The sequence below is a fragment of the Paenibacillus sp. IHB B 3415 genome (genome assembly GCF_000802655.2).
GTDB lineage: Bacteria > Bacillota > Bacilli > Paenibacillales > Paenibacillaceae > Paenibacillus_AQ > Paenibacillus_AQ phytohabitans.
On the sequence record NZ_JUEI01000020.1, the window covers coordinates 132,194 to 146,222 of the forward strand.

The 14,029-nt window shown below is 49.8% G+C and carries 10 protein-coding genes; 4 read left to right on the plus strand and 6 right to left on the minus strand.

What is annotated here, in order from left to right; translation table 11 throughout:
* A complete protein-coding gene (locus QW71_RS11425) occupies window positions 1–1,788 on the minus strand; it encodes a sensor histidine kinase (protein WP_039297565.1) in 1,788 nt (595 codons plus the stop codon).
* A 192-nt stretch (window positions 1,789–1,980) separates the two neighbouring features.
* On the opposite strand from QW71_RS11425, the gene QW71_RS11430 reads away from it, so the two are divergent.
* The 4 genes from QW71_RS11430 to uidA are packed head-to-tail and all read left to right on the plus strand — an operon-like array spanning window position 1,981 to window position 6,971.
* Window positions 1,981–2,925, plus strand: coding sequence for a carbohydrate ABC transporter permease (locus QW71_RS11430; RefSeq protein ID WP_235441449.1), 945 nt, complete (start codon window positions 1,981–1,983; stop codon window positions 2,923–2,925).
* An 11-nt stretch (window positions 2,926–2,936) separates the two neighbouring features.
* Complete coding sequence (locus QW71_RS11435; protein WP_039297569.1) at window positions 2,937–3,767, plus strand: carbohydrate ABC transporter permease; 831 nt, start codon at window positions 2,937–2,939, stop codon at window positions 3,765–3,767.
* A gap of 28 nt (window positions 3,768–3,795) precedes the next feature.
* The gene (locus QW71_RS11440; protein WP_039297574.1) at window positions 3,796–5,139 is read left to right on the plus strand and encodes an ABC transporter substrate-binding protein; all 1,344 of its coding nucleotides are present in this window, start codon (window positions 3,796–3,798) and stop codon (window positions 5,137–5,139) included.
* A gap of 32 nt (window positions 5,140–5,171) precedes the next feature.
* The gene (gene uidA, locus QW71_RS11445) at window positions 5,172–6,971 is read left to right on the plus strand and encodes a beta-glucuronidase (RefSeq protein WP_039297578.1); all 1,800 of its coding nucleotides are present in this window, start codon (window positions 5,172–5,174) and stop codon (window positions 6,969–6,971) included.
* Between the two features lie 55 nt (window positions 6,972–7,026).
* Here the strand turns inward: uidA and QW71_RS11450 are convergent, their stop codons facing one another.
* From QW71_RS11450 to QW71_RS37935, 5 genes are all read right to left on the minus strand, one after another.
* Window positions 7,027–7,908, minus strand: coding sequence for a carbohydrate ABC transporter permease (locus QW71_RS11450; protein WP_039297582.1), 882 nt, complete (start codon window positions 7,906–7,908; stop codon window positions 7,027–7,029).
* An 11-nt stretch (window positions 7,909–7,919) separates the two neighbouring features.
* Window positions 7,920–8,876, minus strand: a complete 957-nt coding sequence (locus QW71_RS11455) for a sugar ABC transporter permease (protein ID WP_083442511.1) — start codon at window positions 8,874–8,876, stop codon at window positions 7,920–7,922.
* A 71-nt stretch (window positions 8,877–8,947) separates the two neighbouring features.
* Window positions 8,948–10,576: an extracellular solute-binding protein gene (locus QW71_RS11460; protein WP_039297585.1), complete on the minus strand. Its 1,629-nt coding sequence runs from the start codon at window positions 10,574–10,576 to the stop codon at window positions 8,948–8,950.
* Window positions 10,577–10,828: 252 nt separating this feature from the next.
* Window positions 10,829–13,204, minus strand: coding sequence for a helix-turn-helix domain-containing protein (locus QW71_RS11465; protein ID WP_039297587.1), 2,376 nt, complete (start codon window positions 13,202–13,204; stop codon window positions 10,829–10,831).
* A 76-nt stretch (window positions 13,205–13,280) separates the two neighbouring features.
* Window positions 13,281–13,814 carry a DeoR/GlpR family DNA-binding transcription regulator gene (locus tag QW71_RS37935; RefSeq protein ID WP_306766033.1) on the minus strand — a complete coding sequence of 178 codons (534 nt, stop codon included), beginning with the start codon at window positions 13,812–13,814 and terminating at the stop codon, window positions 13,281–13,283.
* Window positions 13,815–14,029: the final 215 nt, after the last annotated feature.

Sequence of the window (14,029 nt, forward strand, 5' to 3'; positions counted from 1 at the left end):
TTAGTCCACTCCTATCCGCTTCACAGGCAGTACTAATTGTACGATTGTACGGTGTCCGTGAATGCTCTCAATATTCATGTCGAAGCTGTCCCCGTAAATGAGCTTTAACCGCTGATAGACATTAATTAGTCCGATCCCGTGAGAGGGCGGAGGTTCAGGGGACACGGCAACATTCACCGGATCTGTCTTCACTTCCTGCTGTTTAATATGCTGCAATAACGCAGTCAGTGTAGGTTCATCCATTCCCGTTCCGTTATCCTCGACGCTTATGTTAAGCATGGATTTGATTTTTGTGATGGAAATTATTATCCTGCCCCCGCCTTGTACGAATCCATGCTTATAAGCATTCTCAATAACCGGCTGCAGAATAAACCGCGGAACGGTCTCCAGCAGCAAATCTTTATTCACATGGACTTCAGAGCTGGTGGGATATCTCATCGTAAACCGCATGAGCTCCATATATTGCTTGGCGGATTCAAGCTCATAAGCAACCGAGACCCATTCATCCTGACTTGAAAAGCTGGCCCGCAGCATAGAGGATAAGGAGCCGACGATAAACGCATTCTCCTCGTCCTGTTTCATCAGCAGCTTTAGCCGGATGGAGCTTAGCACGTTAAACAGGAAATGAGGATTAATCTGAGCCTGCAGCATCGCAATTTCTGCCTGGCGTTTCAACTCCTGCTCGGCTTCCACCTGTTGAAGCATGAGCTGGACACGGTCCAGCATTTTATCAAAAGAGAGGCCCAGGCTGCCGATTTCGTCCGTTCCCCTGATGTTGGAGCGGACCATCATATCCCCGGACTCCACTCTGCGGGCAACCTTCCCCAGGACAAGCACAGGCTTCGTGAATCTCCGCAGCAGATAAGTTAATGCGAACAGAAAGCTGACCGCAAAAATAGCTTGAATGAACAAGCCAGTCCGGTTGATCCCGTTCAATCTTTCCGTCAGCTGTTCATAGGGGGCTACACTGACTAACCGCCATTTGGCATATTTAAGCGGCAGCGAGAGGAGGATCTGATTCTCGTTCTTAAATTCTACGATATCCGGGAACGCCAGCTCATCGATTGGCAACAGGGTATTGAAATCAGACCCTATCAGGGCCTGGTTCCGGTTGGACAGAATCGTCTCCTTGTCATTCAGCAGATAAACATCTTCCTCTAATGAAGCAAACCGCTCACGAATGGAGGCTTCACTGCGGCTGACAATAAGGTAGGCATAGGGCGGAGCGGCAATCCCCTCTCTTAATGCCCGGGCTGTCATGAATATAAACGGCTTCTCAGGCTCAAGGGAGGTCAGATAATTGGCTTCTGCCCCCATGAATAAAGTGTCATACGGTGTGAGCTTCTCCAGAGTTGGGAACCAGCCCTGTTCAATAAATTGACGCGGATCATAGTCGTAAAAGGAATAATCGGAATAGGCATGTCCTTCCTTGTCCAGAAGCGTGATGCGTAAGTCCAGGGTATCGCCAGCCACCTGCTCCAGCCGGCTCGTCAAGGTTCTTGCGGCGACCGGATTGGTCTTGGCATCCTCCAGCAGGGTCTTAATCTCCGGATCAAAGTGGACGAAATTCGAGACCGATACCATCTCTTCGAAGATCACATCGATCTGTGACTGCACAATCGTTAAGGATTGCGTAGCTTTTTCCAGAGAATGCTCCCGGATAATAAGCTTGGAATAAACCATCGTTATATACAGCATCCCGATCGCTGGTATAACCAGGCAGGCGATAGAGGTCAGGATAAGCTTTTGCCGGAAGGATAATTGACTTAGTCTATAGTTCTTCTTCATTCATTTCCCCCTCCAGTAACAGAACTTCACTAGATCATGGTACTTTATTATGCCGTTAACCTCATCCAATAATTTTTTCATTTCAGAAAAAATAATGCTATACAAACTTTTCGCTATAGATAAATTCGTTGCATGTGCAATAAAACGGGCGATTTTATAATGAAGATACAACAATAAAACGAGGTGGAAAACGTGGAGGTTATACCTAAAGAGGGGACGATGAAGCGGTTCGGGAAGCCGGGGGCAGGCAGAATGCGCAAGCAGGCTTTGTATGACAATATTGCCGGGTATTTATTCATTTCACCCATGCTCATTCTGACCACAACCCTGGTGATCATTCCCATTCTCTTGTCCGGTGTGATTAGCTTCTCGGATTGGAATTTTGTGTCCGGGCTGGAGGGGTTTCATTTTGTCGGGCTGGACAACTACACCAGGCTGGTGCAGGATGAATCCTTTCACCGTTCGCTGATTAACAACCTTATTATGATGGCCGTGGTCCCGGTAGCGATGTTTCTGGCTTTGGTGCTGGCAGCATTAATTAACAAAGCAACGTATTTCAAAACATTTTTCAAAGTGATTTATTTCATGCCCTTCATTTCGAGCTTTGTTGCCATAGCTCTATTATGGAGAGTGTTGTACCATCCCAACAATGGCCCGATCAATGGATTTCTTAGATCCATCGGTGTGGACAATCCTCCCCTGTGGTTAGCAGACCCCAAGTTTGCGCTGATCTCGGTCATGATTATTATGGTGTGGACTTCGCTAGGCTTCAACATGGTGATTTATCTGGCCGGGTTGCAGAATATTTCACGGGATTTGTATGAAGCCGCTGATGTGGACGGTGCTTCACCGCTGAGACAATTCTTCAGAATTACATTACCTTTACTATCTCCAACCTCATTCTTCCTGTTAATTACGGGGATTGTCGGATCCTTCAAGGTGTTTGATCTGATTATGGTGTTGACGGGCGGTGGTCCGGCAGGTTCAACCTCAGTAATTGTATTTTATCTGTACGAGGTTGCATTCATTAACCTGGAGTCGGGGTATGCATCCGCGATGGGGATTATTCTGCTGATGCTCATCCTGCTGGTGACCCTGATTCAATGGGTCGGACAAAAGAAATGGGTCAACTACTAGGAGGTTTAAACATGCGATCGATCAAGCTTAGCCGCGTTATTGTGACATTGTGTATGGGAGTTGCAGGGATACTGTTTATTATGCCTTTCTTATGGATGCTCTCTGCATCCTTTAAGCCGGAGCTTGATGTCATGAAGTATCCGATTCAGTGGATTCCGGCGAAATGGAATATGGTGGAGAACTACAGGCAGGTATGGGCTGGAGCCGTACCGTTCTCCCTTTATTACTGGAATAGTGCGAAGGTAACGTTGATGTCGACAGCGCTGTCCTTGATTATTTCCGCCATGGCAGCCTATGGATTCTCGAAGGTTATTTTTAAAGGACGGGATATGTTATTCCTGCTTGTCTTAGCCACCTTTATGATTCCAACCCAAGCCATTCTCGTTCCGCAATTTATTATGTACCGCTGGCTTGGACTGTTTGACAGTCATATCGGACTTGTGCTGCTTGCCGCTTCAGGTGTGCTGGGAACCTTTTTGCTGAGACAATTTTTCCTCGGCATTCATGATGAGATTATTGAGTCCGCCCGGATTGATGCTGCAGGCCACTGGACGATCTTTAGCCGGATCGCCTTGCCGCTTGTGCAGCCGGCCCTGGCAACCTATATGATTCTCCGCTTCATCTGGACCTGGAATGACTATCAGAATCCGCTGATCTTTCTTCGTTCTGATTCTTTATTTACCTTACAGCTGGGTATCCGGAAATTCGCTGATTTCAGCGGTGAGTTCTACTCCTTAATGATGGCAGGTGCGGTTTCAGCCATTCTACCTCTATTAATCATCTTCATGATTGGGCAGAAGCAGGTGATTGAGGGAGTTGCTATGGGAAGTGTCAAAGGCTAGACTAATTACACTATAGGGGGTCTATACAATGTTCAAAGCCAACAAGAAATTATTCATCCTGGTACCGCTGTTATCCTTGCTGATTTCGGGGTGCGGCGGTGCCAAATCGGAAGAAGGGGCTGCCCCGGGTACCGCAGAAGGGACGAATGAACCTGTAACGATTAAGCTGAGCAACTGGTATGCCAAAAAAATGGATAACTGGGATGTAGTGATTGCAGAGTTCGAAAAGTCGCATCCCAATATCAAGATGGAGTTTGCTTCCGCAGAAGATAACAACTCCAACGAATTCTACAAGAAGCTCGATCTGGCTGTTGCCGGCGGCGATGATCTGGATATTATCATGTTCAGCAATATGACGTATCTGTCCCAACGGGCCGGACTGGGGATGATCGAGCCGCTGGATGAATACTTGGCCGCAGACGGAATTAATTACACGGATGAATATACGTCCGACACCAGAATTGACGGTAAGGTCTACGGATTACCCGGCAAGTCCTCCCAGGGTCTCGTTATTATCAATGAGAATCATCTGAAAGAAGCGGGACTCGAGCTGCCCAAGGACTGGACCTGGGATCAGTATATGGAATACGCGAAGGCTATGACCAAAAAAGAAGGCGATAAAACCCGGTACGGAACCTATTTCCACAGCTGGATTCAATATGGATACCTGGTGCAGAACTTCGGCCAATCGGTGAATGCTAATCTGACCACCGATGACGGCAAGAAAGCCAATATTGATAATCCATTCATGCGTAAGTCGCTGGAGCTGCGTCTTCAGGGAGAGGCGGAAGGCTCCGCCACACCGTATTCCGAGGTGGTCAGCCAGAAGCTGAATTACAGACCGCAATATTTCAACCAGGATACAAGTATGCTTGTCACAGGCTCCTTCCTGATCCCGGAAACCGGGGGAACCGAGACCATTCCGGCCAGCTTCAAGACGGTGTTCGCCCCGACTCCCAAGCTGAAGGCCGAAGATCCGATTGCTGCGAATGTCAGCGGGGATGTACTGAGCCTATACAGCAAATCCAAACATAAAGACGAAGCATACACCTTCATCCGCTGGTTCTCCACCGAAGGCATTGTGCTGCAAGGGAAGAATATCCCATCCTGGAAAAAAGCCGATCTGAACGATGTGGTTGACCGGATCATCGCCGGTAGCAAGAATCCGGACATGATAGATAAAGCGTCTCTGCTCTATGTGCTGGAGAATACCAAATCAACTACTGCAGCCACGGCAGTCCCTTATCACGCTGAGCTTGAGAAAGTGCTCCTGGAGGAGTTTGATAAAATGATGCTCTCGGGTCAAAGCATTGATGCGACGATCCAGAATGCCCAAACCAAGATCCAGAAGATCATCGATTCCAAATCCTGAATGAAAACGGAGATTAGATAGGAGGGCTGCCCGTGCTTTATCCAATAATGACGGAAACCCGCGGTCTGTATGATCTGGCCGGGGTATGGAATTTCAAGCTGGATCACGGCTTGGGATTCGAAGAGAACTGGTATGCATCCAGGCTGACAGATACGATCCCTATGGCGGTTCCCTCTGCCTATAATGATCTGGGTGTGAATCCGCAGATCCGCAATCATGTCGGCTGGGTATGGTACGAGCGCGAGCTAACCCTGCCAGCGAACATCATGAAGGAGCGTCTAGTCCTCAGATTCGGCTCGGCTACACATAAGGCCAAGGTATTCATCAATGGAAGCTTTGTGATGGAGCATTCCGGCGGATTTCTGCCCTTCGAGGGCGTGATTAATGAGTATATCCGGACTGGATCGAACCGGCTGACGGTTGCCGTCAATAATGTTGTGGATTACACGACATTGCCTGTAGGTCTATACACAGAGACTGAAGAACCCGGCGGGAAGACCAGGCTGAAGAATCAGCCGAACTTCGATTTCTTCAACTTTGCAGGACTGCAGCGGCCGGTGAGGATCTACTCTACGCCTCAAACCTTCGTGCAGGATATTACTGTCGTAACCGATTATCACGGCGGTAACGGGATTGTCCATTACAGCGTGGATGTCAGCGGAGAAGCAGATATCCGGGTCACTGTTCTGGATGAAGAGGGGAACGCAGTCTCCTCGGGGACCGGAAGTTCCGGCCGGCTGGATATTCCCGGCGTTACCCTATGGCAGCCGTTGAATGCCTACCTGTATACCCTGAAGATTGAACTGCTGGAAGCGGAGCAGGTGCTGGATGTCTACGGGCTGCCGTTTGGCGTGCGGACAGTCGAAGTGCGGGAGGGGCAGTTCCTGATCAACAACCAGCCCTTTTACTTCAAGGGCTACGGCAGACATGAGGATACCCCTTTTCATGGCCGGGGCTTAGATGAAGCAGCGAATATTATGGACTTCAACCTGATGAAATGGACGGGAGCCAACTCCTTCCGTACCGCGCATTATCCTTATGCCGAAGAAGTGATGCGGCTTGCCGACCGTGAAGGCTTCGTTGTCATTGATGAGACGCCGGCGGTAGGTCTGGATCTTAATTTCCTGGTGATGTTATCCGGGGGATCGAAGAAAGAGACATGGAAGGAAGTCCAAACCTTTGAGCATCACCAGCAGGTCATCCGGGAGCTGATTAACCGGGATAAGAACCATGCCTGTGTAGTGATGTGGAATGTGGCTAATGAACCGGCATCCTATGAAGAGGGGGCATACGAGTACTTCAAGCCGCTGATCGAGCAGATGCGGGATGAAGATCCGCAGCACCGCCCGGTTACCCTGGTGACACATATAGAGGCTTCGCCCTTAAACGATAAGATATCCGAACTTATTGATGTGCTCGCCTTCAACCGTTACTATGGCTGGTATGTGGACGGAGGTGATCTCGAATCAGCCAAAGGCAAGCTCCGGCTTGAACTGGAGGCCTGGACCAAACGTTGTCCGGGTAAACCGATGATGATGACTGAATACGGAACAGATACCGTAGCCGGACTGCATGATGTGGAGCCGATCATGTTCACGGAAGAATATCAGGTGGAGTTCTACAGGGCCAATCACGAGATCTTCGACGAATTTGAAGATTTCGTCGGCGAACAGGTCTGGAATTTCGCAGACTTTGCCACGGGCCAGGGAATTATCCGGGTACAAGGCAACAAGAAGGGGATTTTCACCCGGGAACGCAAGCCCAAAGCGGCAGCGCATGAGCTGCGCAAGAGATGGACGGCTATCCCGGATTTCGGGTATAAGCCGAAATAATGGAAGCTTGATACACACAGCATTAGGCCCGGGCTTTTTGGGTATATTCTGAGACTTACCCCTTCACCGCACCAATCATTACACCCTTCTCGAAATACTTCTGGACGAAGGGATACACACACAGGATTGGCACCGTTGCCACGATAATGGTGGCGTATTTAATCGTTTCTCCGATCATGAACTGGTCTGCCGAGCTTGCTCCTGCCGACATGCTGTCTGTCGAATTGGCAATCAGGATCTCCCGGAGTATCAGCTGCAGCGGGAACAGGTCTCTGTCCCTCAGAAAGATGGATGCATAGAACCACGCATTCCATTTCTCGACGGCATAATAGAGCACCATTACGGCTATAACCGGCTTGGACAAAGGCAATACGATCCGGAACAGGATCGTCAAATGGTTAGCGCCGTCGATCTTGGCCGATTCCTCCAGGCTCTCGGGAATCGCCGAGAATGCGGTGCGCATGATAATCAGGTTAAAGGTGCTGACAGCGAACGGTATGATGGTTGCCCAGATGGAATCAATCAATCCGACGCCCTTTACGATCAGGTACATCGGAATCAGGCCGCCGTGGAAGAACATTGTGAATACGATCAGCAGGGTGAAGGCGCTGTTCCACATTACATTTCTTCTGGACAGCACATAGGCTGCTATTGCGGTCAGCAGCATGTTAAGGGTGACACCGAAGACCAGAATGAACAGTGTATTGCCGTAACCCTTGATAATGCCGGGATTGCTAAACACGCTCTTGTAAGCTTCGAGACTGAAGCCCAGCGGCTTCCACAAGAATCCCTTGTTCGCAACCAGCTCCGCGGAATCGCTGAAGGAGGCGAACAGTACATATAGAAGCGGATATAACGTTACGATAACAAGTAGAATCAGCACGGTGTTAATGGTGTAATCAAAGATTTTATTTCTCAGGCCGGTGTCGGCATGCATAACGTTTCCTCCTACCAAAGGCTGGTTTTATTAACTCTGCGGCTGATATAATTGGCCGAGATCAATAGAATGAGATTCACAACCGAGTTAAACAAGCCGACTGCTGAACTATAGCTCCAGCCGAATTCCAGCAAGCCTTTTCTGTACACAAAGGAAGAAATGACGTCAGCTGTTTCATAGGTTACAGGATTGTAGAGCAGAATGATTTTCTCGAAGCCGACATTCAGCATATTGCCCATCCGCAGGATGAACATGATGGTGATCGTAGGCAGAATTCCCGGCAGGGTAATGTGCAGCATCTGCTTCAGACGGCTGGCACCGTCAATCCGGGCGGCTTCATACTGCTCCTGGTCAATACCGGCCAAGGCGGCAATGTAAATAATCGATTCCCAGCCGATCTTTTGCCAGATTTCGGACAGGATATATACCGGGCGGAACAGGCCGGGCTTCTGCAGCATAGCGGTTCCGTCATACCCGAGCCAGGAGAATAGTGTATTAATGACCCCGTTGCTGTTGGTGAAGTCGGTAATAATCCCGCAAATGACGACGAGTGAAATGAAGTAGGGCATATACGAGAAGGTCTGGACTATCCGTTTGAAGCTCTGATTTCTCACTTCATTGATCAGCAGAGCCAGAATGATCGGGGCCGGAAACATGAACAGAATCGAATACACACTGATGATAACGGTATTACTCAGAATCCGCCAGAAGTAATAGCTGGAGAAGAAATCCCTGAAGTGCTGGATTCCTACCCAGTCACTGCCTATAATCCCTTTCATCGGTGAGAAATCCTTGAAGGCAATAATCGCGCCATACATTGGTGCATAATGGAATACGACATAGTAGAGGATGACCGGAATCATCATGATATACAGCAATCTGTTCAGCTTGAAATCCCTGAGGAAACGGTGCTTAAAGCTGTTGTTAACAGAAGTTTGAACTCCGGTCATAGGAGCTAATTTGGACATGGTTTCTCTATTCCTCCTTACGGGAGCAGCTCTTCAGCCGATCAACGATCTGCTCCCGGCTTGACTGTAATTTAGCGCTTCAAGTACCGCTCCAGTGCGGCCTGTTTAATCTCAATGGCACGCGAGAGCTTGACGGAATTCAGCTTCTCCAGATACTTGTCATAGGCCTCAATCGGCTCAGTTCCAAGGATAATCTTCAGTGTCATTTCATCGACCAGCGTGTTCACATCCGCCATGATGTTGGCATATTCAGCGCTTTCCTCCGGAGTTGGAGTTACCAGCGGAATCTGGTATTTGGCCATGTCCGTCTTCTGCCAGATAGGTATCGCGGCCTGCTGCTCCGGCAGGTTCAAGTATTGTTCGGAGACCCGTTTATCGGAGACAAAGGGACCCATCGTATTGCCCCGGATGTATAGAGACATGGCTTGTGCAGGGGCCAGCTTGTCGGGATTGCTCATCAGCAGATCCGTGAATTTCGGATAACCGTCTTCCATGGTGTAGCTGACACCCTCTGTTCCGAAGTTAAACAGCTTATTGCCTTCTTCGCTGTAGCCATAATCAAGCAGCTTGACCGCCAGCTCCGCATTCTTGGACGTCGCCGAGATCGCTACCATCCCGCCGGTGGAGAAGGCATAATCCCGTTGGCCGAACTTTGGTGTAGTGCCCTTCTCCAGCACCGGATAAGGGGCCGCGACAATGGAAGCCTGCGGATCGGCTCCCTTAAGGATCGGCTGCCATTTCCCGATACCGCCGCCAGCATTGGCCCAGGTTGCCCCGGTCTGGCCCGAAGTTATATTGGCATCCATCACCTTGGAATCGACGGTGGCCACATCTTTATCCAGCAGTCCGTCCGCATACCATCCCCGGAATAAGCTCAGGAAGTCTTTATAACCAGGTTCTGCCGGACCGAATTTAACCTTCCCGTCCTCCAGATAGAAGTCGCGGGTAACGCCAAATGCCCCGATGAAAGCGCCATTGCCCAGTTCATTGAACACACGCGGTTTAGCAACGAAGGAGATCGGTGCAGCGGCCCCTTTGTTCTCTTTAAACGCTTTCAAAGCAGTGGTCCATTCATCGATGGTTTCGGGTACGGGCAGACCCAGCTCATCCAGCCAATCCTTGCGGATCACCGGCCCCTGGAAGGTAAGCAGTGATTCATCCCCGCGGATGAAAGGAAACGAGTAATAGCTTCCCTTGTCTGTCTTGACCATTTTCTCAACCTCGGGATGTTCCTGGAGATATTTCTTGTAGTTCGGGGCATATTTGTCGATCAGGTCATTCAGCTCCATGATGTAGCCGTCCTTGATTGCTTTTTCCGGACCGCCCGGGAAGTTGAAGAAGTTGTACTCCAGCATATCAGGCAATTCACCGGAGGCGAGCATTACGTTGAAGGATTCGTCGATCTGGTTAGCCGGAGGGGCGGTGAAATCTACTGTAACCCCAGTACGTTTCTGCCACTCCTGATAAAAGGGAACCTCCGCATGCGCTGATTTTACTCCCGTCAGATTATTAGGTAATGCTCCCCAATAAGTGAGTGCAGTGTCCGTTTGCATCGGGTATACCGCTGCTGATTCTGATGATGTGTCTGAGCCGGAAGGGGAATTCTTCCCTGCCTTGTTCTCCGAGCATCCTGCCAGTGTGCTGCCTGCCAGCAGAGATGCCATGAGCAAAAACATTATTTTTCTGCTTGTTCTCCTCATTCCTGTTAACCTCCTCAAATGATTCCATTAGTAGTTGTAAGAACCTGCTGTGCTGCCGGGGTTCATGCCATAACTATACGGTCGGCCCCGGTTAGCTGTATATGTGCAGTACATCCAATGCGGTTGAAAAAGCTGCTGCGGGTATCGGCAAAATGCACAAAACGATAGGCGATTGCTCTGCGGGAGCGGCTTAAGCCCTTGCTGACCGCAAAAAAACCCGACCGCCACGGTGGGGTGACGGGCAGGGCATTGTTAATCTTCGATGGTTTCTTTGTATTTGCCGGGTGTAATTCCTTCGATCTTCTTGAAGGTGCGGATAAAGGTACCCACATCATTAAAGCCTGACTTCTCCGCCGCTTCGTTGACCGTCAGCCGCTTCTCCTGAATTAATTGCTTGGACCAGTCAATCCGCCGCTTGTTGATCGTATCCAGAAGCCCTTCCCCCGATTGCTCCTTGAACAGCTTCGACAGATAAGTAGGCTTCATATCAAAATGCTGCCCCAGCAGGGAGACGTTCAAGCCCGGATCAGTGAAATGTTCGTCTATAAATGCAGATACCCCGCTGATTAAATCATTCAAGGCGCGGTGACGGTTCTCCTGAACATTCTGCAGCCGTCTGGCCCCGGCATATTCACAGGCTTCCTTAAGCATGGACTTCAGCTGCTCCTGCATTTCAGCTAACGTCTCTGCAGAAGAGAGCCTGTCAATGCGCTTCGGATTCTGCAGCAGGATATTATCCTGCGCGGGTCCGAGTTCACCGATGCTCTTGATCAAAGTCCCCACCAGGTCGAGCATAAGACAGCGGGCTAAAGGCACCTTCACCGGGTGCTTCGACAGGTTCATCTGCAGAATATCGTCCAAGGCGGTTACGGCCGACTGGAAATCGCCCACTTTGACATAATTGATTAACTGCTGCTCCAGCTGAAGGGGATAGAAGTAACCGGAATCCGTATCGGGACGGATGTTGTTCCGCTCAATCTCTTCATAGGACAGAATCTCCTGTTTGCCCATCACCAGCTTATATTCCATGGCATCCAATGCCTCCTGATAAGCCTGATGAATCTGATCAATGCCGTGATGAACCCGGCTGACCGACACCGTAAGGTAGATATTGTACGTCTGTGCAAGAAACTCTTGAGCGGAACGGGCCACATGCAGCAGATCGCTATTGTGCTCATCCGGTGAGACAGGAGACAGGCTGACCAGACAAGGCATGGCATCATCCGTTTCGGCCATATAGCCCCTGTGCTTAACGTTGACAAGCTCTTCAATTACATTATTCACAATGAAATGCAGCAGCTGCAGCTTCTGGGCGGCGGTTTTGCCCTGGACACGCTCCAGGAAGACATCGAGATCCTCCAGGTAGAATAGAAGAATGGCACAATCCCCGGAGAGGAGCTGAATATCGAAGGCCGTTAAGGCTTCGGCCAAAGGAAGCTCATCGTCCTGCCTGCCTTTAAGCAGCCGCAGGATGTAATTGGATCGTAGCGAATAATTCTGCCGCTTCATCTCCAGCAGCATATGGTCCAGTTCACTCAGCGTACTGTCCACAGCCTGCTGGATAAACAGGAATTCATTGGAGCCTTTCTCCCGGATGGCTGTCTTGCTGCTGAAGGCACGTACTATCTGCTGGATCGGGTTATAGTTTTTCCGCAGGAAAATATAAGTCAAGCCCGCGCCTCCCAGCAGACTGGCCATGATACTCAGCAGCGTCAGTCTGCGGACCAGCTCCGCTTTTTGCCAATAGACCTCACTCGGAATCATGGAAATGTAGCGGAGGTTAGATTCGGCCGACTGGATCGAGAAGACTTCATACCGCTCGCCGCCGAATTCCCAGATGAACATTCCGCTGTCGCCGGTCAGCTTGCCGAAGGGCAATTGTGCCGGAAGATCTGTATTGGAGCTGGATACCAGCACCTGGTTGTCGGAGTCTGTGATGAGCACATGCCCTTTGCTGAACGCTTCAATATTCATGAGGGAGGATAATATTTTGTTGTTGTCGATCATGATCACATTGGCTCCGGACGGCTTGCCGTCCTCATAGTCATAGGTGCTGACATATGCGAGCGCTTTCACGGAAACGCCGTTCTCGGTTGTACGAGTCAGCGGTACATAGCCCTTGAATTTGTTCTGGCGGAGGATATCTAACCATGCTTCATAGCTTAAGGTGCCAGAGGCGTTATGCTCGGCATAGGCGAATCTCGTATTCCGGTAAACGCCGGGGAGCAGAATCGTATCCCGTGAGGCCAGATAGATATAGAACAGGTCGGTTTCGGCATAAGCCGATTGATATAAGGACATATCCTTGGTCGCGTCGTACAGATCATACATATAATCTTCCGGAAAAATGGAGTACTTGTGCTGATCGACCAGTTCCCTGAATTTCGTGTTCCAATTCAGCTCGAAATTGAGCCGATTGACCGCTTCCAGCTGCTTATCCATATTCTCTCGCAGCTGCTTAAGCAAGGAATTGTTCGCCAGATGAATCTCGTCAGCGAGCATCTTGCTGGACTGAAAGTAAACGATGGAACTCAGAATGACCGGAAGCAGCAGAACGGCCATATAAGATAAGGTCCAGGTCAGCAATACACTCTGGCTGCCCAGCCATTTGCTTCTTCTTTTCTTCATCCGCATTCTCCTGTCCGGGCTGCAAATCGATAGCTTCGTATATTGTACATGCATCCCAGGATTAGCACAATTGTCATTACAGGGAAATAACGGTAAGCTCCTGCTGCTCATAACCTAACAGCACATCTGGCGCAGTCAGGGCCTCGGTGTGTGTGCACCTATGAAATACAGGTCGGCCCGGATATGATCCAGTGCATTTGACTTCTGTATGTGGATGGAAGGAGAGGGCTAAAGCGCCCGGAGGGCTGTTTGTAATCACCGTGACCTTCAGGTCAAAGGGCAGGTTCTGCGCGAACTTCAGATTCGTGGTTCCGCCGTCAATAATAATGACCTGGCCGCAGCGGACCAGACGCGCGGCGGTGCAGGCAATAGCTGTCTTCGCTTCCGGTGCCTGGTCAAATTTCTCCCGAGCTTCTCCGAAGCAGAGCCTTTGACTAAGGCTCCCCATGCACGCTATGCAGTACCCCATCATATCCAGCTCCCGGAAATCACGTCTGATCGTATCTTCGGAGACATTCAGGCGGCTGCTTAATTCGGTGGCGATCAGCTTACCTTCCTCAATTAGCAGATCGAGAATGAACTGCTGCCGTTCTTCTTTTAACAGTAGGATTGATCCCTTCGGAGTAGATAAATGGAAGCGTCTGCTCCCTCTGTGCTGCTTTTAACGGACACAGGCGCTCTTATTTCTGCTGAAAATCATTTTTTTGCAGGCTAACGGACCTGAGAGCCCTTATATTGGGGTTTACGCACTGATCTTAGCTGATGAAGAGGCAATATGCTGTTAGTATTATTCGTGGACACCGGTTAAGAGACTAGAGATAATAA